General features: G+C 68.5%; 20 protein-coding genes, 1 tRNA gene and 3 pseudogenes. 10 read left to right on the top strand and 14 right to left on the bottom strand.

All coding sequences use genetic code 11. The annotated features are described in order from the left end of the window. Positions 1-58: 58 nt before the first annotated feature. Positions 59-787, top strand: a complete 729-nt coding sequence (locus tag IPG50_39745; protein ID MBK6698275.1) for a hypothetical protein — start codon at positions 59-61, stop codon at positions 785-787. 113 nt (positions 788-900) lie between these two features. Beyond that, complete coding sequence (locus IPG50_39750; protein ID MBK6698276.1) at positions 901-1248, top strand: cytochrome c; 348 nt, start codon at positions 901-903, stop codon at positions 1246-1248. Between the two features lie 24 nt (positions 1249-1272). Here the strand turns inward: IPG50_39750 and IPG50_39755 are convergent, their stop codons facing one another. The 3 genes from IPG50_39755 to IPG50_39765 all read right to left on the bottom strand — a co-directional run bounded on the left by IPG50_39755 (position 1273) and on the right by IPG50_39765 (position 5739). Beyond that, positions 1273-2946, bottom strand: a complete 1674-nt coding sequence (locus IPG50_39755) for a hypothetical protein (protein MBK6698277.1) — start codon at positions 2944-2946, stop codon at positions 1273-1275. 37 nt (positions 2947-2983) lie between these two features. Further along, entirely contained in the window at positions 2984-3958 is a 975-nt protein-coding gene (locus IPG50_39760) for a hypothetical protein (GenBank protein MBK6698278.1), read from the bottom strand. Positions 3959-4047: 89 nt separating this feature from the next. Further along, entirely contained in the window at positions 4048-5739 is a 1692-nt protein-coding gene (locus IPG50_39765; GenBank protein MBK6698279.1) for a hypothetical protein, read from the bottom strand. 248 nt (positions 5740-5987) lie between these two features. On the opposite strand from IPG50_39765, the gene IPG50_39770 reads away from it, so the two are divergent. The 4 genes from IPG50_39770 (at position 5988) to IPG50_39785 (ending at position 11303) form a co-directional block, all read left to right on the top strand. Continuing rightward, entirely contained in the window at positions 5988-6809 is an 822-nt protein-coding gene (locus IPG50_39770) for a class I SAM-dependent methyltransferase (GenBank protein ID MBK6698280.1), read from the top strand. Between the two features lie 209 nt (positions 6810-7018). After that, positions 7019-8455, top strand: coding sequence for a hypothetical protein (locus IPG50_39775; protein MBK6698281.1), 1437 nt, complete (start codon positions 7019-7021; stop codon positions 8453-8455). A gap of 244 nt (positions 8456-8699) precedes the next feature. Further along, entirely contained in the window at positions 8700-9977 is a 1278-nt protein-coding gene (locus tag IPG50_39780; protein MBK6698282.1) for an AgmX/PglI C-terminal domain-containing protein, read from the top strand. A 96-nt stretch (positions 9978-10073) separates the two neighbouring features. Then, the gene (locus IPG50_39785) at positions 10074-11303 is read left to right on the top strand and encodes a hypothetical protein (protein MBK6698283.1); all 1230 of its coding nucleotides are present in this window, start codon (positions 10074-10076) and stop codon (positions 11301-11303) included. A 39-nt stretch (positions 11304-11342) separates the two neighbouring features. On the opposite strand, the pseudogene IPG50_39790 reads toward IPG50_39785, so the two are convergent. The 7 genes and pseudogenes from IPG50_39790 to IPG50_39820 form a co-directional block, all read right to left on the bottom strand. Continuing rightward, positions 11343-12198, bottom strand: a pseudogene (locus tag IPG50_39790) (hypothetical protein). Positions 12199-12270: 72 nt separating this feature from the next. Continuing rightward, positions 12271-13080, bottom strand: coding sequence for a hypothetical protein (locus tag IPG50_39795; protein ID MBK6698284.1), 810 nt, complete (start codon positions 13078-13080; stop codon positions 12271-12273). 9 nt (positions 13081-13089) lie between these two features. Next, positions 13090-15429: a TonB-dependent receptor gene (locus IPG50_39800; protein MBK6698285.1), complete on the bottom strand. Its 2340-nt coding sequence runs from the start codon at positions 15427-15429 to the stop codon at positions 13090-13092. Between the two features lie 253 nt (positions 15430-15682). Further along, positions 15683-17371: a cysteine--tRNA ligase gene (locus tag IPG50_39805; GenBank protein MBK6698286.1), complete on the bottom strand. Its 1689-nt coding sequence runs from the start codon at positions 17369-17371 to the stop codon at positions 15683-15685. A 108-nt stretch (positions 17372-17479) separates the two neighbouring features. Next, positions 17480-18694 carry a hypothetical protein gene (locus IPG50_39810; GenBank protein MBK6698287.1) on the bottom strand — a complete coding sequence of 405 codons (1215 nt, stop codon included), beginning with the start codon at positions 18692-18694 and terminating at the stop codon, positions 17480-17482. Next, positions 18609-19079 carry a hypothetical protein gene (locus tag IPG50_39815; GenBank protein ID MBK6698288.1) on the bottom strand — a complete coding sequence of 157 codons (471 nt, stop codon included), beginning with the start codon at positions 19077-19079 and terminating at the stop codon, positions 18609-18611. Before IPG50_39815 ends, IPG50_39810 begins: the two co-directional genes overlap by 86 nt. A gap of 63 nt (positions 19080-19142) precedes the next feature. Next, entirely contained in the window at positions 19143-20384 is a 1242-nt protein-coding gene (locus tag IPG50_39820; protein ID MBK6698289.1) for a thrombospondin type 3 repeat-containing protein, read from the bottom strand. Between the two features lie 148 nt (positions 20385-20532). Here IPG50_39820 and IPG50_39825 point away from each other — a divergent pair, with 148 nt between their 5' ends. From IPG50_39825 to IPG50_39835, 3 genes are all read left to right on the top strand, one after another. Continuing rightward, entirely contained in the window at positions 20533-21285 is a 753-nt protein-coding gene (locus IPG50_39825; GenBank protein MBK6698290.1) for an SGNH/GDSL hydrolase family protein, read from the top strand. A 45-nt stretch (positions 21286-21330) separates the two neighbouring features. After that, positions 21331-22119 (top strand): YdeI/OmpD-associated family protein, encoded by a 789-nt coding sequence (locus IPG50_39830; GenBank protein ID MBK6698291.1) that lies wholly within the window; start codon positions 21331-21333, stop codon positions 22117-22119. 42 nt (positions 22120-22161) lie between these two features. Then, positions 22162-22237, top strand: a tRNA-Asn gene (locus IPG50_39835). A 569-nt stretch (positions 22238-22806) separates the two neighbouring features. Here the strand turns inward: IPG50_39835 and IPG50_39840 are convergent. Both IPG50_39840 and IPG50_39845 read right to left on the bottom strand, forming a co-directional pair. Continuing rightward, positions 22807-23675, bottom strand: a pseudogene (locus IPG50_39840) (macrolide 2'-phosphotransferase). 202 nt (positions 23676-23877) lie between these two features. Further along, the gene (locus IPG50_39845; GenBank protein ID MBK6698292.1) at positions 23878-24399 is read right to left on the bottom strand and encodes a 50S ribosome-binding GTPase; all 522 of its coding nucleotides are present in this window, start codon (positions 24397-24399) and stop codon (positions 23878-23880) included. 276 nt (positions 24400-24675) lie between these two features. Here IPG50_39845 and IPG50_39850 point away from each other — a divergent pair, with 276 nt between their 5' ends. Further along, positions 24676-24900 (top strand): hypothetical protein, encoded by a 225-nt coding sequence (locus tag IPG50_39850; GenBank protein ID MBK6698293.1) that lies wholly within the window; start codon positions 24676-24678, stop codon positions 24898-24900. 506 nt (positions 24901-25406) lie between these two features. On the opposite strand, the gene IPG50_39855 is transcribed toward IPG50_39850, so the two are convergent. Both IPG50_39855 and IPG50_39860 read right to left on the bottom strand, forming a co-directional pair. After that, positions 25407-26006, bottom strand: a complete 600-nt coding sequence (locus IPG50_39855; GenBank protein ID MBK6698294.1) for a hypothetical protein — start codon at positions 26004-26006, stop codon at positions 25407-25409. 89 nt (positions 26007-26095) lie between these two features. Next, positions 26096-26364 (bottom strand): annotated as a pseudogene (locus IPG50_39860) (hypothetical protein). Positions 26365-26371 lie beyond the last annotated feature (7 nt).

The raw sequence follows: 26371 nt of genomic DNA on the forward strand, positions 1-26371 counted from the left end.
TACGGAGAGCCGCCGACGCATCCCTTTACTTGAGCGCGCCATCGGCGAAACTGACGGGATGCGTTCTCGGCTGCTGTTCCCTTCGGGCCTGCTCGCGCTCGCGGCGCTCGTTCTCATTCACTGCGACAAGAAGTCTGAGGCGCCGGTCGCCGAGAAGGCAGCGCCACAAGCGGCCTCCGCCAGCCCGGCCGCGGCGCCGCCGGCCGCTCCCCCCTCCCCCTCCACCGCGCAGCAAGAGCCGGCCCCCACGGCGGCCGTGACGCCGGCGCCTTCGGCGAGCGGAGCCCTGCCGGCGAAGACCGAAAAGGCAGGCCTCGCCAAGCTAGACGTGGGCAAGGGCGACAAGGACAAGAACGTGCCCGCCACCGCGGGGAGCGCTGCGCCCGCGACGGCAGCCCCCACGGCGCCGCCCGTCCGCTTCCAGCACTCCACCGCGCTCTACACGCTCGACGCGAGCCCGCCGGCCTCTTGCAAGGCTGGCGCGGCCTGTGAGGTGGTCGTGCGGCTCGAGGCCAAGGGCGCTTATCACATCAACAAGGAGTACCCCTACAAGCTCAAGGCGCAGCCAAGCGACGGCGTAGCGTTCGCCAACACCGACGGCACCTTCAGCAAGGCGAGCGGTGACTTTTCGCAACAAGGCGAGAGCGTCGGCTTGCTCAAGGTTCGCTTCACCGGCCAGGCACCTGGCCAAGCGAAGGTGCGTGGAGTCTACAAGTTTAGCGTCTGCTCCGAATCCGATTGCAAGCTCGACCAGGCCGAGGTCGCCTTCGAGACACCGATCCGCTGAGTCGCTCCCTTGACCGACCGGGCTCCGACGTGCGCCGCGAACTGTAAAGAAACATGGGGCTTGGGCGCGCCGCGATTGACGCAGCCGCGGGTCGACCCCAAGAGTCTCGCGAGATGAGAAGCGTTATCGTCCTCGCGCTGGGCGCTGTCGTCGCGGCGCTGTCTGCGTGCAATGGCACCGGCGATCCCACAGGGGCCACTTGCCCCCCGAACTCGACGTTGACGTACGAGACGTTCGGCAAGGCCTTCTTTGCGGCCAACTGCGACGCGTGCCACGGCGCGGGCGGCGATACGCAGCCTCGCCTTTCGAGCCAGGAGACCATCCGCCGCCAGAACGACGACGTCGACAAGGCCGCCGCGAAGGGCCCCAACGCGACCAACACGTACATGCCAGACGGGCGCAGCGTCGACGACGAAGAGCGCCGGAAGCTCGGTGAGTGGCTCGCCTGCGGCGCGCCTTAGCGGCGGCGATGCTGCTTACCGTGGCTATTTGACGTCGACCGATAGGCCGAAGGTCCCGCCCTTCGCTTTGACCGCATCGACGATCACGACATAGTCGCCAGCGGGCACGTTCGTGAGCGTGAGGGTAGACGACGCGCCCTGGTCGTCGTCGTTGCAACCGAGCGCGACGGTGCCGGCGCTCGCGCAGGTTGGCACCAGGTAGATGGATGTGTCGAAGTCGGTCTCGGGGAGAGCCGTCGAAAGCGTCAGCGAGCTTGCGGGCGACGCGAGGTGAAGCTTCAGGGCCGCCTCGGGGCGACCCGTTGCGTCGCCTGTCACGCAGCCTTGCGGCGCGTCCCAGAGGCTCGCCCCTTCCACCTTCCCAAAGACGACGGTCGCGCCCTTCGCCGGGTCAAGGACCGGCGCTCCACCACACTTCGTGTTCTTGAGCGTCGCGACGGCAGCGCACGTGTTCGTCGCCGTCGCGAGCCCCGGGGCGCAAGCAGCACCCGCGGCGCACACATCGAAGCCCGCGAAGTCGCACGCTTGCCCGATCGCGCGCACGGGCCTCACGCTTACCGACGTCGTCGTCTTGGGCCCCGCGTGCCCGTGCTCGTCGGTCGCCACGACGGCGATCTTCGGCACCTTCGCGTCAAAGCCCACGATCGGCTCGCTCACGAGGAAGAACTGTCCTCCCTCTGCGGCGCCGATGGCGTCGATGGGAAAGCCCCCGCTGAACCCGCTGCCATCACCGATGAGGTCCACGGACTTTGGATTGCCTGCGGCGTCGAGGAACTCGATGGCGAGCCCCGCAAGGTCGTCGTCGGGCTCGCTTCCGCGAAACAACATCCTCGGCTGCGCGCCGCCGAAGTAGGCGGTCTTGGTGAGCGTCGGAGCGACACCAGCGACGCATTTTGCCGTGGCGCCCGAACACGAGAGGCCATCGGCGCAGCGGTCGGCGATTTTGGCGACGTCGCAGAAGTCGAACTCTTCGCGAACGGGCTGGACAGCGAGGCTCGCGGTGAGCGGCTGCGAGCGGGCGCCCGTCGCGTCCTCGAGCATCGCCACCACCTTCGCGATCGTGGACTGCCCCGGCGCGTACACGGAGGGAATCGTCACGACGCCAGTGAAGGTCGCCTTCCCGAGCGCGCTTGTCTCGAACCGGAATCGCTTCTCGGAGGCGTCGGCCACGCCGTCCCAGTTGGTGTCGAGGGCGATGACCGGCGCGTCTTGCGAGTCGAGCATGCGAAGGACCACGCTGGTGGTTCGCTTGTCCTTGTCGGCGCCGTTCAAGGAGACGCGGAGCGCATCGCCGCGACGCCCAACGTTTCGGACGCTGAGCGACGTCACGCTGAGACTTGCGCTCACGACGACGTCGGGGCCTGCGTCGGCGGGGGTCTTCGCGTCGGTGGCGCCATCCACGGGCGTGGAGTTCGGACCGCCGCCATCGACCGGCGAGACGGTCGCGTCCACCGCGCCGCCGTCAACCGGCACCGTCGTGGCCTCACCGTCGAGCGACGGTGGCGCGGCTGAATCCGACGCCGCCTGCCCCGACCCGGTGGTGGCCGAGCCAGACCCGCCAGGGCTGCACGCGAAGAGGGTTGGAACGACTACGGCGAGAGAGAGCGTCGACCGGAGTGTCATCGACCGAGACACGAGCAACCCGTGTGCCGTGTCGTCCTGCGCCCAATCGTCGCGCGTCAGCCAAAGGAGCGTCACCGCCGTGACGAAGCGAGGCTCCTGATCGCGCGGACCGTCAAGGCGTCGTCGCCTCGAGCGTCACGGTACCGCCGCGGCGACCGAGCGTGTCTACGACGACGAGGTAGGTGCCTTCGTCCACGTCAGACAGCGTGAGCTCGGCGTCGGGCGGACGCGTGTCGTCGTTGCACGCGAGCGCGGCGCCGCTTCCGCTAGCGCAACCGGGCAGCACGTACAGCACCGCGTCGACAGAGCCTTCCCCCTTCGTTCGCAACGTGATCGACGCCATCTTGGTGGGCACGGTCATCCAAAGCAGGGCCTCGGGCTTTCCGTTCCGCTCGGGTGATGCGCAACCGGCGGGCGGGTCCCACAGGCTTGCGTCCGCGGCGTCGAGGCGCATGGTGAAGGGCGCCGTCGCGTGCGCCGCCGAAGAACACCGGCTCGTCCTCAGATCTTCGCTGTCCACGCATCGATTCATTGCGGCCAGACGCCCCGGCGCGCACACGCCGCCGGGCGCGCACTCGTCAAAGCCGTCGGGGCTGCAGCGCTCCCCGAGGCCCCGCGTCACCGGCACCGACAACACGGCCAAGCGGCGCTCGGGTGCGGTGACCATGCCTCCCGCCGGCGTCACCGCAACCTGGCGCGCGATTCGTTCAAAGCCGCGCGTCGGGTTCACCTCAACGAGGAAGCCCTCCTTGTCGCGCTCGAGCACGTCGACGTCGACGGCCATGGCGTCGAGCTCGCCGTCGCCGTCGGCGTCAACCTGCGGCGACTCTCCGTCGCCATCGAAGAACTCGAGATGCAGGCGCTCGACGGTCTCGCCCGAATCCTCGCCACGAACAAGAACGCGAGGTCCCTGAGGCGTCAGCGTGTAGTGGACATCCGTGAGCCGCGGCGGCGGCGGCGGCGTCGCCGCGATAGGCCCCGCCACCGGCGGAGAGGCGCCTTCGACGCCGGCGGGCTCACGGGCCGGCCCCGCGCACGCGGCCACGACCGCCAGAACGAAGCTCGTCGAAACGGGGACGCGGGGCATCACGCGCCTCGTTGCACCTTGCATGCCGACAAAAAGCCGAAGGGCGCTGCTCGCGCAGCGCCCCGGCTCCCTCCCCTGTCTTGCCCAGCTCAGATTTCGCAGTCGGTCTTCGAGCCAGCGGAGCCCTCTCCGAAGGCGATGTCGATGCCATCGCCGCAGGTGAGCACGTTGTTCTCCGAGCCGCCGCCGCCTTCGAGCGTGTCGTCACCGGTGTCACCGTCGAGCGTGTCGTCGCCAACACCGCCGACGAGCTCGTTGGAAGACGAGTTGCCCGTCAGCGTATCGTCGCCGTCGCCACCCCAGAGGTTCTCGACGTCGCTGCCGAGGGTGTCGGACTCACCGGACTCGCCAGAGCCGGCCGTCCCGTCGAGCACCGCCGTGATGTCGTTGGTGCGACCGCTGTAGTCCACCGTGTCGGAGCCGGTCCCGCCGTTGATGACGTCATCACCGTCGGTGGCCGCCTCGGCCACGAAGACGTCGTCTCCGGCGCCACCGGTAAGCGTGTCGTCGCCGTCGCCGCCCCAAATCTTGTTGTGCGAGGTGTTGCCGGTCACCGTGTCGTCGCCGGCGCCGCACTTCACGTTCTCGACGTCAGACTTGACGTTGTCGCCTTCGCCCGACTCGCCGTCGTTGGGGTCCACGCCGTCCATCGTGACGGCCAGGTCCGCCGTGCGCGCGCTGTAGTCGACCGTGTCGACGCCCGCTCCGCCGTTGAACACGTCCGCGCCGTTCGCGACGGATCCGTCTTCCTCGTCGAAGGAGTCATCGCCATCGTCGCCGTTGAGCGTGTCGTCGCCCTCCTTCCCGCGAAGGGTGTCGGCCCCGGCCCCGCCGTTGAGCGTGTCATCTGCGCTGCTTCCCTCCAGCGTGTCGGCGCCCGCGCCGCCGTTGAAGGTGATCGCGACGGCAGCCGCCGCCGTGAAGGTGTCGTCGCCGGTGCCACCGGTCACGACCTCGAGATCGTCGGCGAGGTTGTCGGCCTCGCCGGCGAGGCCGTCGTTGGCGCCGGCTCCAAGGGTCACGGTGAGCGCCGCGGTTCGCGACGCGTAACTCACGGTATCGGTCCCTGAGCCGCCGTAGATCGACTCGCTCGGCGTCGCCAACGCGCCTTGATTGAAGGTGTCGTTGCCAGCGCTGCCGTAGACGGCGATGGGGCCCGGGAACACCGCTCCGGCCACGGAGCTGCCCGCACCCGAGTAGGTGTCCGCACCGTCGCCGAGCGAGAGCACGTAGCTCTCGATGTTCGCCGGAACGACGTCCTTGTTATTGTCCGTATTGAGCAACATGCCACCGGCGCCAAAGACGAAGCTGTCGTCGCCGGTCGTACCCTTGATGGCCAAGACGTCGGTACCAGCACCGAGATCCACGGAAATGCCGCTGGTCGTCGCCGAGCTCGTGCCGAGCGCGTAGAGGCCGTTGGTGAAGTCGAGAATGACGGTGTTTGCTCCGGTGGAACCGGTGATGGCGATCTTCTTGAGCGACGTGCTCGTCGCCAAGACGTTGCAGGCGACGCCGTTCTGGAGGATGCCCGAGTCGGCGGCGCGCTTCGAGATGATCGCCGTCTCGCCGTCGGCGAGGACCACGGTCATGAGGCCCGTCGTCGAGTTGAACGTGCAGGCCGTCGCGAGCGGCGTGAGTGACGCTTCGTCGTACGCGAGCGGGTCATCGGGGTTGGCCGTCGGCGCGGGACGCGACTGGTCGGCGCAAGCCGTGAACCCCGCCATCGCCACGACGGCATAGAGTTTCGTTGAGTTGAACCGATTGAGTCGACGATGTCGCATGTGAAACGCCTCCCTGTGAGCATGTCCACCCCGCTCTGTTGAGTGGCGGGAGCGGCAGGACTCGATGCAATGTGCCTGCCGGGTACAACGGCACGCCGCGGCGATACTTGAGCCGATGTTTTTCCACAGGCTGGCCTCCCGCCCTCGGGAGTCACGGGGCTGACGCGTCAGGATCTCGGCGACCAAACGTTGGCGCTTCGCTCCGCGCGAGACGTTGCGGCGGCTGCGCGAACGTGCGACCGGAACGCATGACGCTTCAACGGCTCACGCAGCGCTCCCTCTTGTTCGTCGCGATCTCCGCCTGCGGCGGCGCGCCGCCCGCCCCGTCGACGACGGCGACACCAGCCGCGCCCGCCAGCACGGCGGCGGGCGCCAACGCACCGCCCGCCAGCGCCGGCATGCAACCGCTCGTCGACTCTGCCGATCGCTCGCCGCAGGACCGCGCCCTCGACGCGGGGCGGAAGCCCGCCGAGCTCCTCGCTCTTCTCGGCGTCAAGCCGGGGATGCGCGTCGCCGATCTCGCCGCCGGTGGTGGCTACACGACCGAGTTGCTCGCTCGCGCCGTGGGCGAGAAGGGTGTCGTCTTCGGACAGAACAACCCGTGGGCCGTGGAGCGCTTCGCCAAGAAGCCCTGGGAAGAGCGCGTCGCCAAGCCCGTCAACAAGAACGTCGTCACCGTCGTGCGCGACTTCGATGAGCCGTTGCCTCCCGAAGCGAAGGACCTCGACGCCGTCGTCTTCGTGCTCTTCTATCACGACACCGTCTGGCTCAAGGTCGACCGCGCCAAGATGAACGCGAACATCTTCCGCGCGCTCAAGCCCGGCGGCGCGTACGTCGTCGTGGATCACAGCGGTCGCCCGGGGACCGGCACGACGGAGTCGAACACGCTCCACCGCATCGAGGAGAAGGTCGTTCGCAGCGAAGTCGAGCAGGCCGGCTTCAAGCTGGCGGTGGAGGGCGCGTTCCTTCGTGAACCGTCCGACAGCCGCGACTGGAACGCCTCCCCCATGTCCGCCGGCGACAAGCGAGGCAAGAGCGACCGCTTCGTCCTCAAGTTCGTAAAGCCCTGATATTTCGGGGGGCCCCCGGCGCACGGCTCCTGGAACCTCCACGCGCGCCGGGTGTCTCTACGACGATGTCGCTAGGGCACGTTTTTGTCGCTTGCGCGATGACTCTGGGCGCGTGCGGGGGCGCGTGCGGGGGCGTGCCCGCCAGCCCGCCGCCTCGTCCGGCGCCCGAGGCGACAACGGCGGTGCCGTCACCACCGCCGCGCGCGACCGTGGCCCCGCTCCTCACCGCCAGCGACGGCTCGGGTCTGCGCGTGACGTCCATCGCCGCGCGCGCGGTGATGGACGAGCCCCTCGCCTACACCGAGCTGCGCCTGGTTCTCGAAAACCCCACCGACGCCGAGCGAGAGGGAACCTTTCGACTCGCGCTACCGGGAGCGCGGTCTCTCGTTCGCTTTGCGATGCGGGTCGGGTTCGAGTGGAAGGAGGCACAGGCTGTTCCGCTTTCGCGCGCTCGGTCGGCGTTCGAGTCGATCGTTCACCAACGTCGCGATCCCGCGCTCATTGAGCTTTCGCTCGGCAACGAGTGGAGCGTGCGCATCTTTCCGCTGGCCCCCCGCGAGAAGAGAGAGGTCATTGTCTCGTACGCCGAGGACCTCGTCGGCTCTGCCTACACCCTGCCGCTGTCAACGCTACCCGGAGCGGGGACGCACGCCGACGTGCGAGTCGTATCAGCAAGAGGTGACACACTCGCGGAGCACGCGCGCTGGCCGCCAGGAGAAGACCTCCGCGTGGCGCGAAGGAATCAGAGCCTAGACGGTCTGCGCGACGACGCGTTTGCCCTGATGGTCCTCCGGCCGAAGCTCGCCAGCGTCCCGTCGCCGTTCTCGGGCACGATCCTTTCGATCGACACGAGCGCGTCGCAATCCGCGCTCTTCCCGAGCTCCTGCGCGATCGTCCAACGCCTTGCCGAGGCGATCGGCAACCAGAATCCCGCCGAAGCGCTGGCCATCGTCGCCTTTGATCAGACGGCGGAGCTCCTCTACGACGGCCCTGCGACGGGGCATGGCTCGGCTGTGAGCGCGCTGCTCCGGCGAGGCGCCCTCGGCGCATCGAGCCGCGCCCCGCTCTCGAGATTGCTCGCGAAGCTCGTGGCCAGTGGCAAGTTCTCGCGCCTCGTGTCGATCGGCGACGGCGTCACGAGCGCCTTCCGCACCACCGACGGCGGGGCAACGAGCACGTTTCCTTCAGCCAGACTCCGCCGCGTCGACGCCATTTCGGTGGGAGCCGTTCGCGATGACCAAGCGCTCAAGGCCTTGGTGCACGACGGCGCCGTCATCGACGGAGCCGACCCGTGGGACGTCGTTTGGCGCAAGCTGACGACGATGCCCGCCACCTTGCCGGTCCGCGTAGACGGTGCGCATGACTGGTATCCGAAGGCGTTCACGGGTGTCTTTCCCGGTGACGAGCTCCATCTGTTCGCGAAGGTCGCCGCGACCGACAGGCCTCGCGTGACGCTCGGCTCCGTGGCGATCACGCCCAGCCTTCAGAGGGCCAGCAGCCCGCTCCTCGAGCTCGCCTGGGCGCGAGCAAAACTGACGCACCTCCTCGCCACGCCGCGGGAAGCAACGCGCCCAGCGCTCGTCGACGAGGTCGCCGCGTTCGCTGGCAAGTACCAGCTCCCGTCGCCGTACACGGGTCTCCTCTGAGACCAAGCGTGTGCTCCACGTCGACGGGAACCAACTCGTCGTCGCGGAGCAAAAGCGGCCGCCGCGACCGCTGCCAAGGAAGGAGGCTTCGGGCCCTGATTTGCCCTCTTCACCTTGGGGCCGCATACGTGGTGTCGACGAACCGTTCCCGGCGGCGGGGCACTTGTGGGGCTCGGGAGCGTTGCCACCGGTGGCTTCTCCGGCCGCGGCGCCTGGGTCCTCCGTCGCTCCAAGCGCGCCCTCGATGGGCAAGCTCAACACCGGCTCCGACGTGACGGTCTTCGGCCACATCTCGCCGGAGGCGGTGCGGCAAGTGGTCCGTCCAGCTCTCGGAACCCTGCGACGCTGTTACGACGTTGGCCTAGCCACGGACGCGCACCTCGAGGGTCGCGTCGTGGTGGCCTTCGAGATCGATGGGACGGGCCGCGTACGAAGCGCGCGCGATCAAGGCTCGGTGCTGCCATCCCGGTCGGTTGTCGATTGCGTGGTCATGGCGTTCCAGAAGCTGCGATTCCCGGCGCCGTCGGGCGGGCCGGTGCGGGTCGTCTACCCCGTGTTCTTCGCTCGAGAGGCGTCGGCGACGCCGGTGGCCAACGCGAGCCCGTCACCTTCCCTCGACGTCGCCGCCGAACGATGGCGCAGCATCGAGAAGACGCGGAACGGCGGCGACCTCGCGGGTGCGGCACGCGCGACCGAAGCCTGGCACGCGGAAGCGCCCACCGACGTCCTCGCGCTTCTCGCATTGGGCGAGGGCGCGGAACGCACGTCGAGACGCGAGCGAGCGGCGCGCGCGTACGGCTCGCTCCTTGACCTCAACCCCAGCAGCCCGAACCTCACCAGCCATGCCGGCATGCGCCTCGCGCGGCTCGACGACGACCACGCGCTCGCGTTGGCCATCGACGCGTATCGGCAGGCGTTGCTCGACCGGCCGAGCCACCCGAGCCGCCATCGGCTCTTGGCCTACGCGCTCTACAAGCGAGGCGCGACGAGCGACGCCTTCAACACCCTCCTCGCTGCGCTGCGCGTCGACTTCGCAGAAGAGCGCTTCCCGGGCGCGAAGCGGGTCCTCAAGGAAGACCTGGCGCTCATGGGCGAAGCCCTGATGCTGCGCGCGCCATCGCGCGGCGCCGATGTTCTTGATGCCCTCGCAAACGCGGGCGCCATGCGGGAGGGGTCGCCCTCGCTTCGCGTCGTTCTAAGCTGGGAGTCGGACCTTTCCAACCTCGACCTCGAGGTCGAGAGCGCCTCCGACCGCGGTGTCGCCGGCGAAAGCTACGGCGACGTGACGAGCGGTTATGGCCCCGAGGCCTGGGTGCTCCGCGGTGCCGCTGCCATGCGCGCCCATACCATCGGGGTCCGTTGCGTAAGCCGCGGCCCCGGCGGCTACGCCATGGGCGTGGTTCAGACCGTCGACCACGACGGACGGGGGACACTTCGGGTCCGAGAGCGACCGTTCGTCCTCACGGCCGGCGGTGAGCGCGTCGCGCTCGGAACGGTCGGCCAAGAGTCCACGGCGGACTAGCACCGGAAACGCTGCCTGCACGCGAAATCAGCGCGGTCGCTTTTTGCGGTTTTCATCAGGGAAGGCTGCACAGATGCCGGCGTATAGACGGCCGAGATGAAGACCTCGCGCTACCCCCTCCCGCTGCTCGCTGCCGTTTTCGCCCTTCAGGGTGTCGCCTGCGGAGACGCCACCCCCGAAGAGACGCTGACCTCCGCAAGCGATGAGCTGACGGACGTCAAGCAGAGCCGGGTCAAGCGCCAGTCCATCGGCAACTGCTGGATCTACGCGACCGCGAGCTGGGCCGAGTCGCTCAACAAGAGCGCGCGCAAGTCTGGCGAGATGAACATGTCCGAGTCGTATTGGACGTACTGGCACTGGTTCGACCAGATCAGCGCCGGCTGGCTCTCAAGCGGTGAGCTCTCCACCGGCGGCGACTTCGAGACCTCGTCGGACATCATTCGCCGCTACGGCGTCGTGACCGAAGGCGACTTCGTCTACGGCGAGGCCTCGATCGAGATGAGCGCGCGGCAGAAGGAAGCGCTCGCCGTCGTCAACGAGTCGCTCAAGACCGGAGCCCTCAAGGACCTCACGGCGCGCCGCGATCGCGCGCTCGTTCGCCGCGAGCTCGACCGCGCTTGGCGCCTCACGCCGAGCGTCAAGAAGCGCCTCGACACGGCCTTCGGCCCCGACGTCTCGCGCACCATCGGCAGCGGAGCGACGCTCGCCGGAACGCGCATCGCGTCCCCCGACACCATCCCCGCCAAGCTCATCGACCCGGCGACGAAGGAGCCGGTGACCAAGACGCTCGCCGACGCCATCGGTAGCGGCTCGAGCGCCTTTCGGTGGCGCGAGGCGTACTACCCGCGCGACGCCGCAGGTCGCCGCGATCTTCTGAAGCGCGTGCAGCGCGCGATGCACGACCGCCAGCCGGTCATCATGAGCTGGTTCGTCGACTTCAACTCGCTCGACAACCAGGGCCGCTTCGCGGCGCCGCCCACGACACCGGGGCACCAAGGGGGCCACATGGTCGTCGTCGAGGACTACCAAATCAACGATGTGCCGGGCTTCGGCACGCTCCCGGCCGGCGTCCTTGAGACGCGTCCCGCCGCCCTCGAGGCCGCGCTCTCGAGCGAGGCCAGCATCGAGTTCATTCGCGTGAAGAACTCCTGGGGTTCGTTCCGGCCCGATCGGCAGTTCGTCCTACCGGGCTACCACGACCTCTACTTGAAGTACCTGAACGGCCCCGTGAAGAAGTGCGCCGAGCGGCCCGACGGAACGCCCGACACCACGCGCTGCTCGGACCATGTGCCGCTCTGGGACGTGGTCCTGCCGGCCGGCTACTGAGAGTCGAGGGGCCCAGGCGCAGCCGGCCCAAACGCTCGCCTACCTCGCGGAGGCGAAACACTCGCCTTCGCCGCGGTAGTGACCGATGGTCCGCGAGAGGCCCGTGACGAAAGCGCCGAGATCGTTGATGCCCGCAGCGCTGCCGGTGCCGTAGGGTCCTTGCGCCTTCGGAATCGATGCGAGCTTCACCTTCGACAGCTCGTCGAAGGTGACCGTTCCGTCGCTGTCGGCGTCGGCTGCGGCGATGGTGTCGAAGCGCACCTTCGCGTCCGGCGACTGGAGGTCGTCGTAGTAGAAGTGATCGCCGTGGATCGTGAGCTGCGGCTCGTCGGTGCCGCCGTTCTTCACGACGACGCCGTCGACGTCTTTCCCGTCGATCTCGCCCTTGCAGCGGTCGTAGAGCGTCGCCGTCTTGAACCCCCAGGTGTACTTCTTGATCACGGCGCCCTTCGTCGCCACGGCGTCGAGGTAGATGCTGTAGCCGCCGGCGGTCATGAGCGCCTTGTCGGCGTCGGTCGCCGCCGCCAGCTCCGTGTCGGCCGCCGCGGGGGCGATCTCATAGCTGACGTGCTCCCAGGCCTTGGCGCCGACGCCGTCGAACTTCACCACCGGCTTCACGCCGGGTTTGGTCATATCGAAGAGCTTCGAAGCCTTCATCTCGCCGGCGACGGCACCGCTCGCGTCGGCGACCTTGATGTTCCGGAGCACGACGAGGAACTTGTTGTACTTGATCGTCCAGCCGTCCTCGACGTCGGCGGCGGGGAGCTCCTGTTCGATGAACTCCTCGCCCCACGCGGAAAAGGCGATCGCCACCTTTCCCTTCCGTCGCAGAGATCGAATCGCTGCTGCAAGCCGCAAGAGTGATCGCAATCAAGCCAAGTACGCTACGCATGATCGATTCTCCGGTTGATAGACAAAGAGACCCCGCCACGCCGAGCGATGGGCGCGCGCCGGTCTATGGTGCGGGTCAGGGTTTCGAGTAGCTGAAGACGTATCCGTCGCCGGCCTTCATGCCGCGAACGAGCTCATTGCGAGCGATGGCAGCGGTTGGCATCAGCGCCGCCTTGCCGTCGGGTGTGGCGGGTAGCGAGTCGAACTCGACTTGGTCGAACCAAAGAGCGACCTTAAGGCTGAGCGTTACGGTCCCGCTCTCGGTCATGGTCGCTTCCGTGAACGGGCACCCCTCCACCGAAGGAGCGCCCTTCGTGTTGGCGAGGTCGGCGGCGTCGAGCTCGGCGCGAAAGGCGCGCGTGTCCGCGCCCTTGGTTGCCACGCCTTCAAAGACCACCGCGTGGCCCGACAACTCCGCGGCGACCGGCCCCTGCGCTGGCGTACGAAACGAGAACGTCGCGGACCGAACGACGCCGGTCACGCCCGAGCCAGCAGGCAGCGTCGAGCCATCGGCGAGAAGGTCGACGGAGAAGGGCGTGAGCATTTCGCCGCGCGACTCGCCGGGGATGTAGTGCCCAGGGTGTGCGTGAGCCGAACGCAGAAAGAGGCTGTGCCAGCCAGGTCGGCGCGGCGCCGCTTGGGAAAAGATCACTGCGCCGTCGAAGTAATAGAGCGCCCCTGTCGAGACGACCGCCTTCGAGAGCTTGACGTTCCACCCCATCGCGTTGGTAAAGCCCGCCTTCGCCTCGGGAGACGCGGCGACTCTGGTGGCCAGCGTGATGCGCTTGCCCGTGGTGGCATCGGGCGCGTCTGAGCACCCGGCTCCGGCGACGAGTGTGGAGAGGGGCACGAGAGCACAAAGCGCGAGGGTCGGAAGGAGTCGCATGAAGGTTCGCTAGAGGTGAAGCGTGAGCGACGCGAAGAGCGCGCGAGGGGGGCCGACGGTCACGTGACGCTGCGGCACCAGCTCAGCCGGCGCACCGCGAACGAAGTTTGAGGCGAAGACGAACTCACCGTCATAGTGAGCGGTATCGAACACGTTGGTCACGTCGACGCCCAGCTCCACCTCACGAAGGCGAAGGCCCGTCGACGCGTCGACCACGAAGAGGTTCTTCCCAAACTCGCCGTAGGGCAAAGGTCTTCGCGCCAGCGCCTCGATGCCGTAACCCACGCGTCCCTCGAGCTCCCTCCCCGCTACGCGCCAGAGACGGCCGCGGATCGCCGTGTCGGCCCGGATCACGAGCTGAGGTACGTAAGGAAGCAGGTCGCCGGCGACGAAGCGGGCGTCGGTGTTCGTGAAGCTCGCCCGGGTGTAGGTCGCGCTCACGCTCGACGTCCAGAACGAGCGCGGCCGCGCGACCAGCTCGATGGCGGCCCCGGTGCGCTGCGTTGCCGGCGCCCGTTCGTTGCGCGCCGTTTGCTCGTCGAAGGCGAGATCGTCGGTGAGCCGCGTATGGAACGCCGCGAGCGACCCTTGGAGCCTGAGGCCGTCGCCGTAGCGCACGCCCGCCTCGTAACTCTTCACCTCGGTGAACGGCGTGCGCTCGCCCGATGCGAGGCTGCGGGCCTGCGGCGAGCGGAAGCCTTCGCCGTAGCTGGCAACCGCGTGGAGCGCGGGAACCACGAGCACGTCCGCCGTGAGCTTCTTGCCGAAATGGGCGCCCTGGGCCGTACGCTCAGCCCCCGCGCTCGCGACACCGCCTTGCGGGAGTCGGTCTTGCGCGGAGAACGACAGCGCATCAACCCTCACGCCTCCACGAAGGGCGAGTCGCCTGAGCGGGTGGAGCGCGCCGTCGAGGTACCCGGCCACGTTCGTCGCGCGGACCTTGGCGTCGACGAGCGTATCTGTTGGCGCGCCGCCCACGGCGGCGAGACGCCGCTGCGACTGATCGATCCAATCGGTCCGGCCACAGAAGCCGACTTCGAAGGCGTCGCGTTTGGAGAAGACCGCGACGTTCCGTCGATAGGACGCCGTGGCACCGGTCGTCACCGCGTCCTGGAGCTGCTGCGTGTTGTCGCTGTCGATGCGGTCGGCGCCGCCGCGCTGGCTCTCGACGAGGAAGCCCGTGAAGTTCTGCCGCAGCGAGAGGCCTCGAAAGATGACGAAGGGGGCCATGGCCCACTTCGCGCCCTCTTCGTCCTTGTGCAGTTCGAGCAAGAGCTGCGTGCGCGACGAGGCGCCGCCTTGGTTCGGATCGTAGGTCCCAAACCGATCGATCGTTCCGCGCTCGATGTCGCGAAGGCGAACGACGCCTGGCGAGTCGAAGCGCCCCGCCGACGTCGTCGCGAGGAGGCGCGCCGCGAGGCCCTCGCCGAAGTCGTGGGTGACCTGCCCCATGAACGAAGCGCGCCTCGCCGCGCGGCTCGGCCCGAAGCCGTCGGTCGTGTACTCCTCAAAGGCGGCGAAGGTCTCGTCGGACGCTTCCTTTGGGTGGTAGCCCAAAAACAGGCGCCTCGTTCCAAACGACCCCAGCGTGCCCTTGGCCGTGATCCCCGGCTCGGCAAACCCCAGCTTCATGCGAATGCTCCCAGCCACGGCGAAGTCGCCCTGCCTCGGATCGTAGGTACCCGGCGTCGACTGGATCTCTTTGATGACCTCGGGCATCGCGAAGTGCAGATCGGCGTAGCCCTGCCCGTGAATGTTCGAGACCTCGTTGACGGGAATGCCGCCGACCCAGAGCTCCAAGTCTTGCCCATGAACGGCGTCGAAGCCGCGGAGGAAGATCTGGTGCGCCTTCCCTTCCCCGCTGTGTTGCGACACGAACACACCAGGCGCGACGCGCAAGAGCTCGCTCGCCGTCTTGTGAGGCGCCGCACCGAGGACGTCGCGGTCACGCGTCGCCTCTGAAGCGCTGCGCGGTGGCGAGGCGCCTTGAACACGAACCTCGCGATCGGTGGCCGCGACCATCGTGCTGGGAGCCGCGGTGCCAAGGGCGGGCGCTTCCACCCTCGCAGCCTCTGGCGCACCTGCCGCCGCATCGCCGAGGAACCGCACGGCGACGCGAACGCGGGCCGACACGTTGCGACCATCGCGCCGCGCCGGCTCGAACGAGAAGCGGCGCGCGCTCTTGACGGCAGCGTCGTCGAAGGCCGGCGAGACCGTGGCCTCCACGGAGACCTCCTCCACGGTGCCGGTGGGGCTCACCGTCACGAGCAACGGGACGACGACGTCGTGCGTCTCCGCGCGCCCGGGCCACGGCGCCGTGGGCTCTCCGACAAGACGCGGCGGCGTCAAGTCATGCGCAGAGGCCGGCTGGCTGAGCGTGGTCGAAAGCGCGCCGACGAGCGCTGCCGCGCAGGCTCGGCGGAGTGGCCGACACCATCCTTGCCTCATCGAAGGCGTACGAAGGCCGAGTCGTCGCATGGGACGCCTTCGTATCACGACTGGGGCTCTCCTCGTGGCACGCAGCAAGGAATTCGTGCTACCAGGTAGCACGAATTAAGTAAATCGTGTCACGAACGAATCGCTGCGCCTTGCTCGGGCTGGCCTAGAGCAGCTTCCAGCGGACGCCTTGCGCGGCGTCGTCGATTTGCACGCCGCGGGCCTTGAAGACGTCGCGCAGCTTGTCGGCCTTGGCGAAGTCCTTCGCCTTGCGCGCGGCGTGGCGCGCGAAGATGAGCGCCTCGATGGCGGCCGCATCGAGGGCCCCCTCCGGCGCCTCGGCCAAGGGCACGCGGCCCGCGGCCAAAGCGTCGTTCATGGAAGCGAGCGTTACGAGGCCTGCGTTCACGCGGCGGTCGAGGACGCCGAGAACGCCGTCCATGCCGTCCATCACGCGGAGCGCTTCTTTCGCATCACCGGGCGATAGGTCCTTTTCTTTCTGGTTGAGCGCCGTCACGAGGTCGAACCACGCGGCGATGGCGTTGGCCGTGTTGAGGTTGTCGTCGAGCGCGTCGTCGAAGGCGTCGCTCTTCTTCTGGAGTAGCTCCGCGATGGCCGGCGTCGCCGCAGCCGCGTCCGTGGCGGCCGCCGTGGCAGCAAGCTCGGAGAGGCGCTGGTAGCTCGACTGCAGGCGCTCGACGCTCGCCTTCGCTTGGGCGAGCAGCTCCATGCTGAAGTTCATCGGCTGCGTGTAGGGCGCACCCACGAGCGCGAAGCGCAAGACGTTGGCCGGCGTCTTCCCTTCCGGAAAGCCCACCTTCTCGAGATCCTTGGCGAGGTCAGTGCGGCCTTCGCCGTGCGGGTCGAGTAAGTCGCGCACCGTAAAGAAGGTGCCGTCGCGCTTGCTCATCTTGCGGTTGTTCACGAGCAAGTGGCGGCCGTGAACCCAGTGGCGAGCGAGCGGCGCGCCGTGAGCGCCTTGGCTCTGCGCGATCTCGCACTCGTGGTGCGGGAAGATGTTGTCTTCACCGCCGGTGTGCACGTCGATCGTCTCGGCGAGGTGGGCCCGCGACATGGCGGAGCACTCGATGTGCCAGCCAGGGAAGCCGCGCTTGATGCGCGCGTCGACGCCCTTTGGCGCAAGCGCCCGGTAGCGCTCGTAGTCGCCGGCGGGCCAGCCGCTGTCGCTGTGCGGATCCCAGAGCATGAGGTGCTTGTCGTCGACTTTCCAGAGGGCGAAGTCGCGCGGATCCTTCTTCTCTTCGCGCACGGCGACGCGAGCGCCGGCCTCGAGATCCTCGAGCACCTTGCCCGAGAGCTTGCCGTAGTCGGGGAACTTCGAGACCTCGAAGTAGACCTCGCCGCTCGGCACCACGTAGGCGAAGCCGCGATCCAAGAGCCGCTGGATCATCGCGAGCATCTCGGGCACGTGCCGCGTCGCCTTCGGGTGAAGCTCCGGTCGGTCAGCCTCTTCGCCGCTGTAGATGGCAAGGCCAAGGGTCTTGGCGTCGGCGACGAAGGCGCGCTCGAAGTGCTCGGCGACCTTGTAGGGATCGGTCCCTAGCTCGCGGGCGGCGCGACTGAGCTTGTCTTCGCCGGACGCGTCGGCGAGGTGATCTTCGGTCATGTGGCCCACGTCGGTGATGTTCATCACCTGCTTCACCGCGTAGCCGTGGCGCGTGAGCGTCCGACGCAAGACGTCGGCGAAGAGGAAGCTCCGAAAATTGCCGATGTGCGCGAAGGAGTAGACGGTCGGTCCGCACGAATACATCGTGACGGTCTTGCCCGACGGATCGAGCGGCACCAGCGGCTCGACGTTTCCCGAATACGTGTTCTTCAAGCGCAGCTGTCGCATCGATTCCGTTCCTTCAAGGGCCCCGCGCGCAGAGGGCGCGTCAGGCCCTGCAAGGCTACTTCATCGCACGGCGGGTGTCCCGGCCCGGGCGACGGCGTCCGGCTCGCGCTACTTGCAGCGAAGGCGCGCGACCTCGGCCTCGAGGGTGATGGCCGCGTCTCGCGTGACGAACAACGGCGAGACCCCAAAGCCGTCGGCCACGATCTTCTGGTCGAAGAGAAACTGGTGCAGCACCTCGGACGGATAGGCCTCGAGCGCGAGGCCGTAGCCTTCGGCGAGCTGACCATCTTTGGCCCGCAGGTGATGGGCACGCGCGCCCTCGCCGCCGAGCGAATGGCACTGAAGGCATCCTTGCGGTCCCGTGAGCACGCCGCGCATGGGCTCGAGGCGCGCACGTGCGGCCTTCCAGGGGTCGTCCTTGTGGAGCTGAAAGCTCCCCTTTGTGAGCGCGAAGTGAGCGAAGGTCGTCACCTCGAGGGCGGGACCGGCCGGCACGTAGAGAAACGCGCCGACGGGCCGCGCGAGGAGCGGACGCGGCCCGGCCTCAGGCTTCCATGAGTAGGTCTTGTAGACGTTGTACGTCACGAGCATGCGGAACAGGTTCGGCTCGTCGTCGATGCCAATGACGATGACGGGGCGCTTGGCCCGCAGCTCCTTCATCGACAACGTGACAACCTCCGAGCGCGCGTTTTTCACCGTGAGCCACGCCGAAGCGTTCAGCGGGCCTAGCTCATGATGGCGCGCGAGGTACGCCGCCAGGTCGATCGCGTCGTAGGTCTGGCTGGGCCACGGCTCGAGCTCGCCGAGGACGCCGTCGTAGAGGTTGCGGAGCTGCGCGCGAAAGCGCTCGTCCACGGGCCGACGCTGGATGAGGTCGGGATCGTCCTTCCAGAAGGCCTCGGTGGTGAGCGGCGCGTCCCTGCCCCAGGCGTCGTGAACGCGAAAGGCGCTCTCGTCGCTTAGGCGGTTCGCGCCGAAGGTGAAGGCCGCTACGTAGTCGGCGACCTCATCGCGCTCCGTGGAGAGCGCCGAGAGGGGCGTGAGGCGGTCTGCGACGTGGTGATGATAGACGTGACGCGAGCCGGCCTTCTCGAGACCACGCACGACGAGCCGGCTCCCCTGCGCGGCGGCTGGATCGCCCCCGTGGGAGAGGAGCGCGACGGGCGGAAAGGTCGGTGGCAACGTCAGCGGTGCGCCGAGAAAGCGCGGATGCTGGTGCTCTCGGTCGTATTCGCCGTCAAGCCCGACGACGGCGCGAAGCTCGCTCGCGACCGCTACGTTGCCATCGAGGCGCAGCGCGGAGCACAAGCACCGCCGCGGCATCGGCGCCCACGAGCGAAGGCTTCTCCGCGAGGCCACCCCGTTGCTTGGCCTCCCGCGAAAGGTCCCGAACGGCCTCGGCGATCCTGGCGACGCGCTTGTCGGGACTTCCGAGCATGGCCACGCGCAGGAAGGCGACGCCGACGCCGCGGGCACGAAGCGCCGCGCCGAGCTTTGCGCCGTCGTTCTGATCGTGGTCGACGACCACGACCACAGCCCAGGCCGGGGCGACGGCGCCCGCCGGAACGTCGATGCGTGACGCCGACCGCGGCGCGACGGCCACCCCTGCGTCGGGCCCCGTCGCAGCGACGCGCGCCGGCGATGGCGACTGCGGCGCCGAGCACGCGGCCGCGCCCGCAACGACCACCGGCGCGAATCGTTTCAACACCAACGAATCCGTCGGCTCACGGCCCCGCGGCGCGCGCGCGCGCGCGCGGCGACGTGCCGTCGATCAGAACCAGGTCCACGGCTTGTACCAAACCTTCGCGGGGGCTGCCGGAGGCGGCGGCGGCGCGACCGGCTCCGGCGCGGCCGGCGGAGCCGCTGCGGCGGCGGCGACCGGAGGAGGAGGCGGCGGCGGCGTCGGAGCGGGGGCCGGCTTCAGGACGACGAGCGCCTTCTTCTCGGGCACCACGCCGGCAGGCTTGCCCGGCGGGCAACCGTGCGCCTTCGGATCATCGGCGCGAACGCCGACCTGATCGGGGCACGCGTCAGTCGCGTCGGGCACGCGATCACCGTCGCGGTCGGATGCGCCGGCGGGAGCGCCCCAGGGGTTGTTCGGGCAACCGTTGGTCTGCGGCTCGCTGGTCGCCACGCCGGCGACGTCGGGGCAGTGATCGATGCTGTCGGGCACGCGATCCTTGTCGCGATCGGACGCGCCGGCGGGCGCGCCCCACGGGTTGTTTGGGCAACCGTTGGTGATGGCTTCTTCAGTGCGCACGCCTGGCGTCGTCGGGCACTTGTCGATGTTGTCGGGCACACCGTCTTTGTCGGTGTCGGCGACGGGCGCGCCCCAAGCGGCGGCCGCCGCGGGACAGCCGTTGGTCTTCGGATCGTCGGTCTTCACACCGGCGGTGTCTTTGCAGGCGTCGATGCTGTCGGGCACCTTGTCGCCATCGCGATCGGAGGCGCCCGCGGGCGCGCCCCACGGGTTGTTCGGGCACCCGTTGGTCTTCGTTTCGTCCGTCTTCACACCTGCCACGGTGGGACACGCGTCAACGCTGTCGGGGACGCCGTCGCCGTCTTTGTCGGCACCGGCAGGAGCGGCCCAACCACCACCCGTCGCGGGCGCGGGCGCCGGGCAGCCGTTGGTCTTGGGGTCGTTGGTCTTGACGCCAGCCTGATCGGGGCACGCGTCGATGCTGTCCGGAACCTTGTCGCCGTCGCGATCGGACGCGCCGGCCGGAGCGCCCCAGGGGTTGTTCGGGCAGCCGTTGGTCTTCGCCTCGTTGGTCTTGACGCCAGGCACGTCGGGGCACGCGTCGACGTTGTCGGGGATGCCGTCCTTGTCTTTGTCGGCGGGTGCGGCGCCCCAAGCGGCGGGCTTCTGCGGAGCGGTGGCGGCGGGCGCATCGGCGTGGGCAACGCTTGGTGCAAAGGTCGGTACAGCAAGAATGGCGGCGAGGGCGAAGCTGGTCCTGCGAATCGACATGTCCCGAATTCCCCTTTTTCTTCCTGACCGATGGGCCCGCATGGGCCAGCGCGCGGTAGGGCGTTGGACGGCTTGAGCGGCCAACGATTCAGCGGCCAGCGTACACCGCCCACAAGGCGCAAAGGCAGAGCGTTTTGTCGACAGATCGCGAGGTTGCGGGAGGCGCTAGGGGCCAAGGTAGGATGCCCGGATGAACTCCGTCGTGCCGGCGCTCGTCGTCCTCGCGCTCCTCGGCGGCTGCACGGCCGATCGCGCACGCGGAGGTTCGAGCCCGGCGCCAAGCGTTCCAACGCCAACCGCGCCCACCGCGACGACGGCGGCAAAGGGCCCCGCGTCCGCCAACGCGCCTCGCCGCTACGTTGCCCTCGGCGACTCGTTCACCATCGGCACGGGCTCGAGCGCCGCAGCCTCGTTCCCAGCGCGGCTCGCCTCGCGCTGGGGCACGACCGAGCTCTTGAACGTCGCCGTGAACGGCTACCGCGCGCGCGACGTCATCGACGAGGAGCTTCCAAAGGCGCTCGCTTTTGGCGCCGACTTCGCGACGCTCGCCGTGGGCGCCAACGACATCGTTCGCGGAGACGGCAACGTGGACGAGTACCGCCGCGAGGTGCGTCTCATCCTGGCGGCGCTCGGCAAGAGGATCCCGAAGTGCCGCATCGTCGCGTTGCCGCAGCCCCGTTGGTCGACGAGCGACGTGGGCCGGTCCTTCGGCGACGTGGCGACGCTCGACGCAAAGATCCGCGCCTTCAACGCCGCGCTCCGCGAAGAGGCACTCGCATTCGGTGCACGTTACATCGATCTGAGCGAGCTCATGAACCGACAGGCCGACAAGAAGATGTTCGCGAGCGACGGCCTGCATCCGTCGGCGGCCGCGTACGGCGAGTGGGCCGGCGCCATTGGCGAGGCCCTCGCGCGAGAGCCGCTCAAGGCCGAGTGCCCGTAGCGTGGGCGGTAGCGCCGCTGGCCGTCACGTCGGTAGACTGCCGCGATGGCCGCCGCCAAGAAGAAGACGTCGACCGCTCGTGAGGAGCCGCTCCTGGAGTTCGCGACGCGAAAGGCCTGGGGCACTTGGCTCGCGAAGCATCACGCATCGTCAGGAGCCGTGTGGCTGAAGTTCACGAAGGGCGCCGGGGCCACCGGCGGGTTCACATACGATCACGCGCTGCGCGAGGCCCTCGCATGGGGCTGGATCGACAGCCAGAAAGGCAGCCTCGACGAGAAGCATTGGCGGCAGCGCTTCGGGCCGCGCAAGAAGACGAGCCCCTGGTCGCAGATCAACTGCGCGAAGGTCGACGAGCTCCTCGCGCTGGGCGAGATGCAACCGCCGGGGCTCCGTGAAGTCGACCGCGCCAAGGCCGACGGTCGCTGGGCGCGAGCCTACGCGCCGCAGAGCCGAGCCGAGGTGCCCGCGGATCTGGCGGCGGCGCTCGCGAAGTCACCCAAGGCGAAGCAGTTCTTCGAGACGCTCTCGGGCGCGAACCGCTTCGCGGTGCTCTATCGCGTGCAGGCGAAGGGCAGCGACGCGACACGCGCGAAACGAGTCGAGCGCATCGTGGGGATGCTGGAGCGTGGCGAGTCGTTTCACGCACAGAGCAAAGCGGAGGCGAAGCGTGCGAGCGCGAAGGACGCGGCCATGACGGGTGCGTCCAAGGCGCCAGCGCAAGCCGCGAGTAAGGCACCAACGACGACGCCTGCAGCCAAGGCGGAAGGGCCAAGCCCGGGGCGCACGACCAAGTCCGGCGCGAAGACCGCCCAAAGACCGAAAAGCCAGTCTTGACGCGGACGTCGCCGAACGATACGAATCCGAAGCGTTACCCTTTCCGACTTAGCTCAGTTGGTAGAGCAGGCGGCTGTTAACCGCCGGGTCGCAGGTTCGAGTCCTGCAGTCGGAGCCATTTTTCTCTCGTCGCCAACAAGGGGCGAGGGTCGGTAAACAGAAGCCCCCAAGGAGCGATCCGAGGGGGCTTCGCCGTTTCTCCCCAGAACTCCGGGCGTTTCGCGCGCTGCGCGTGCTGCGACGGTGCTCTCGCCCGTGCTCGCAGAGAGCGCCGAGCGAGCTCGATGAGCGCCGCCTGGGACAGCTCTCCCGCTCTCTCTCCTGTCCCGTGGGGAGAGAGAAGCCGAGAGGCGTTTAACTGCGTACCCGGCGATCAACAGTCGGCCCCGTTGGTCAACAGCTTCGGCGCCCGCGACGGGGCCGAGCCTGTTGATCATCGGGGCGACGGCTCGCGACGCGCGACGAACGGTGCCCGCCTTGGTGCGTGGAGAACTGGTCGCGTGAGGTTCGTGGGCGTACTCGCGGGCGTCGGCGGGCCTATCAACCTACGTTCACCGCGCTCGGCGGCGTGGGTATGCGCGATGACATCGGCAGCGGTCGCAGGTGCTCACTAATTTCTCCTCTCCGGCCGCGTTCATTGGTCAGGGAAGCGCGTGACCTGACCACGTGGTGTTCCGTATGCCGAGCTCACTCCTCTGCAAGAAGCTGCGCCGCCGCGGCTGCACGATGCTGGGGATTCCTGCTCTGCAGCGCGAACAGGCCGTAAGCCAGCGGCGCAGCCGCAGCGAGCTCCGCGCAGCGTTCGGCGAGGTGCGGGAGCAGAACGCCACCGGCCTCGATGTAGGCGGCCACGGTGGCCTCGAACGCGGCAGGTCCCATCATGTGCTGATAGGTGAAGTCGACGGCCGGGTCTCCCACCTTCGCCGTCGTCCAGTCGAGCACTCCGACGATGCGCGAGGGTCCGTCGACCAGCACGTGGGCGGCGTATAGCTCCCCGTGGGTGAACGCGGTGCGCTCAGGCCAGAGCCTGTCGTTGCTGAACCAGGCCTCCCAACGCGCTTGGAGCGGATGCGCGATCCGAACGCGGCGCGCGCTCTCGAAGTCGGCGCGCCACTGCGACCGCACCTCGGACATCGACATCACCGCACGCCGGCCTCCCTGGCGGCGTCGACGTCAAAGGCCTGTAGCTCGGCGATAAGCCGCCCCAGCGCTGTCGCGAACTCGGGGACGAAGGATCGGAGTGCCAGACGGGCTGGCTGCTCCCCGTCGAGGGTCAACCCTGGTTCACCAGGAAGCCGCCGATACGCCACGAGCTCATCGCTGCACACCAGCCAGATCGGCACCGCCACCGAGAGCCGGGGCCGAACGAATTCCAGGATTCGCCCTCGTCGGAGAGCTTGGCCGCAGCGTCGCGACTTCGGAGGTACCCGAAGCACCAGTCCTCCCCATCGGCGGCTCACTCGAAGGCGACGCGGTAGTCGAGCCCCGCCTCGTTGATGCACGGCGCCGGCATCCACTACGAGGCCGTGGCGAGCGGCCAACCCGACGAGTTGCACCGAGGCAGGGGCGCGCGCGCGACCTTTGGCAGGGGTACGCCTGCCATCGGGACCGCGCCTGGGCGTCAAGCACGGAAGGCTCGGGGACCGTGAGCGAAGAGGGTGCCGTGACCTCGGCGAGCCGCCTCCGCAATCGCTCGACGAGCGCAGGCGCGGCGCGCACCGTCACGGTGAGGCTCTCGCCGTAGGACTCGGCGAGCACTCACCTGATCGCGCAGTTCTGCAAAGAGTGACTGGCGGTCATAGGACACCTCGGAAAGTGGCGGTTTCGAGCCCCATGTCGAAGGAGTCGATCAACCGCTGTCGAAGCGCTGCCACGTCGCCAGACGAGAACGCGGAGAGCTGGGATCGCTTCGGGAAGCTCGTCACGGAGCGCACGCCGAACGTCCTCGGAGACCCGGTCGATCTTGGTGAGCACCACGAGATGCGGGAGCGAGCCTGCGCCGATCTCCTTCACCGTTTGGCGCGTGACCTCGAGCTGCCGGCGGCTCTCGGAGTCAGCGGCATCGACGACGAACAGGAGGAGCGACGCTTCGTGTACCTCGTCGAGAGTCGAGTTGAAAGAAGCGAGCAGCGGATGCGGGAGCCGCTCGATGAACCCGACGGTGTCGGCGATGAGGATCGGCGGTGAGGTCGGAGGAACCAGCGTGCGCACCGTGGTATCGAGCGTGGCGAAGAGCTTGTCCTCGACCAGCACATCGCTGCCGGTGAGCGCTCGGCCCATGAGCGAGGACTTTCCAGCATGGTGTACACGACCAGCGCGACCCTCTGCGCCGACGCCCGTCGCTGTCACGGCGCACCGCCGCGCCCATCCTGAAGCCCGGCGAGCTCGCGTCGCAGCTCGGCGATCCGATTCCGGGTACGCTGCTTGGCGAGGGCGACATTGGTATTCCCGCGCGAAGCGCGTCCGCCACCTCCTCGCGATCGCCGAGCGAGACATCCTCCCGAATCCGGGAAGCTCGTAGGTGAGACGGGCGAGCTCGACCTCGAGCATCGCTCCGTGCGCCCGCGCGCCTTCGAACCGAAGGATGACGGCGGTCCGATCGGGAACCTCTGCAGCAGTGGCCTGCTCGAGGCTGCGCTGCTGGCGGGCAAGCTCGTCATCGACCACCACGAGCCGATGGCACCGGCGCGCGGTGCAGAACCGCTGGGTATCGGAACCCGTGGGACTTTGCTTACTTCCGCCGGTGGGAGCGGCCAACTCACGCGGCACCTCGCGACGTGAAAGTTGCGGTCGGATGCTGCCGCTGGACCGAGCCGGGCGTGCACGCGAATGCCGAGCCCGCGCAGCAACTGTTCGCGCTCGTTCAGCAGGCGCTCGGCCGCGGCATCAGAGCGATTGGGGCATTGAACGGAGACCAGCACCGCATGGCGTGGGGCTTTGTGGCGAAGAGACGTGAACAAGTGAACCTCCTGCTGGCGCATGACGAGCGCAGGAGATCGGGGCGAGGAGCCTGGTGGCAGACGCGTCCGGGTATATGTATTCGCGTTACCGGAGCAGGCGCGCGCGCCGGATCTCCCGACGGTCGACAATCCAGGGTCGGCCGGGAGACGGGGGACGGAAGGCAGCGCCCCGCGGGTCGCTCACGATGAATCGTGCCGATGCGGGAACCGCTGCCGGCGCTCGCGCAGGCGGATGAAGAACTGCGCGATGACATGGGCCAGAATATACTGCTGCAGCGCGGAGGGTACCAAGCGCCCTGCCGGAAGTTGCGGCTCCAGTGAACGCGTTCACGCTCGCCCGCTGGAACCCGCGTTGGTGAGCCGCGCGGCCGCGTCGCGCGCGCCGAGATGCGCGAGTAGTGACCGATGGCCCCCGGACTCCATGCGGTTCTTGATGCCCTTCACTTGCGCCAGGCCTTCGTCCATCTTGTCGGCAACGTCGGCGCTCGAGAGCCGCAGCAGGAGAATCTTCACCTCAAGCGGCTCGCCATCGCGCGCGCGGGTCTTGCGCGGCCCGACGTTGATGCGGCCCTTCTCGCCCTCGCGGATCTTCCAGGTGAGGTAACGGCGGTCGTCGCTGCCCGTCGAGCGCCCGACGACCTCCGGGTACTTCGCGTGCAGCTCCTCGATCGTCATCGACGCGAACCGACCGCGCTGGCCGCCGACGGCGATGCTCTCCGGCGAAGCGTCGTCTCGAGCTCGAGCGCCGACGTCGCGCGCGCTGGTGCGCGTCGGGCGCTGCGGCTCTTCGGCGGGTGCAGGCTCGACGGCAGGCGCGGCGTTAACGCCTCCTCCGTGCGCCAGATCTTGGCCTTCGTCTTCGCGGTCTTGGTCTTCGTGCTCATGACTGCTCTCCTCGTCGGGCGCTGGGTACACGTCGCCCTTCACGCGCGCGCCCGTGGCTCGCGTGGTGGGCTTGCGCTCCGTGATGGAGCGCGTCGTCGTTCATGTCGTCAGCACTTCCAGGCTCGCGGGGCTTACGCGAGGTCGATGGCGCGCAGGTCGCTCGACACGAAGCTGAAGCGTCCCTCTGCTGCGAGCCAGGGCTGCACCTCGACGCGGTCGTCGGCAGTCACGCCGCCCGCGCGCGCGAGTCTTTACTCGTCGCGGATGTACGCCGTCTCGGTCCGGGTCATGATCGGCGCGCAGCGCGTTCTTCAACACGGCGACGATGCGCGCACCTTGGCCGCGCAGGTAGGCGTGCTCGGTGCCCGTCGTAGGTCGTCGTGGTGCCGAGCGTCGTCATCGCTCCT

The organism is Myxococcales bacterium, from assembly GCA_016703425.1.
In the GTDB taxonomy this organism is placed as follows: Bacteria; Myxococcota_A; Polyangia; order Polyangiales; family Polyangiaceae; genus JADJCA01.

Excerpts from the sequence above, each read along its gene's own strand:
- IPG50_39765 (MBK6698279.1), bottom strand. The coding sequence starts at position 5,739 with ATGCGACATCGTCGACTCAATCGGTTCAACTCAACGAAACTCTATGCC.
- IPG50_39745 (MBK6698275.1), top strand. The coding sequence starts at position 59 with ATGCGTTCTCGGCTGCTGTTCCCTTCGGGCCTGCTCGCGCTCGCGGCG.
- IPG50_39770 (MBK6698280.1), top strand. The coding sequence starts at position 5,988 with ATGACGCTTCAACGGCTCACGCAGCGCTCCCTCTTGTTCGTCGCGATC.
- IPG50_39845 (MBK6698292.1), bottom strand. The coding sequence starts at position 24,399 with ATGGGCCGAGCGCTCACCGGCAGCGATGTGCTGGTCGAGGACAAGCTC.
- IPG50_39750 (MBK6698276.1), top strand. The coding sequence starts at position 901 with ATGAGAAGCGTTATCGTCCTCGCGCTGGGCGCTGTCGTCGCGGCGCTG.
- IPG50_39805 (MBK6698286.1), bottom strand. The coding sequence starts at position 17,371 with ATGCGACAGCTGCGCTTGAAGAACACGTATTCGGGAAACGTCGAGCCG.
- IPG50_39760 (MBK6698278.1), bottom strand. The coding sequence starts at position 3,958 with ATGCCCCGCGTCCCCGTTTCGACGAGCTTCGTTCTGGCGGTCGTGGCC.
- IPG50_39795 (MBK6698284.1), bottom strand. The coding sequence starts at position 13,080 with ATGCGACTCCTTCCGACCCTCGCGCTTTGTGCTCTCGTGCCCCTCTCC.
- IPG50_39810 (MBK6698287.1), bottom strand. The coding sequence starts at position 18,694 with ATGCCGCGGCGGTGCTTGTGCTCCGCGCTGCGCCTCGATGGCAACGTA.
- IPG50_39830 (MBK6698291.1), top strand. The coding sequence starts at position 21,331 with ATGGCCGCCGCCAAGAAGAAGACGTCGACCGCTCGTGAGGAGCCGCTC.
- IPG50_39825 (MBK6698290.1), top strand. The coding sequence starts at position 20,533 with ATGAACTCCGTCGTGCCGGCGCTCGTCGTCCTCGCGCTCCTCGGCGGC.
- IPG50_39780 (MBK6698282.1), top strand. The coding sequence starts at position 8,700 with ATGGGCAAGCTCAACACCGGCTCCGACGTGACGGTCTTCGGCCACATC.
- IPG50_39785 (MBK6698283.1), top strand. The coding sequence starts at position 10,074 with ATGAAGACCTCGCGCTACCCCCTCCCGCTGCTCGCTGCCGTTTTCGCC.
- IPG50_39820 (MBK6698289.1), bottom strand. The coding sequence starts at position 20,384 with ATGCGGGCCCATCGGTCAGGAAGAAAAAGGGGAATTCGGGACATGTCG.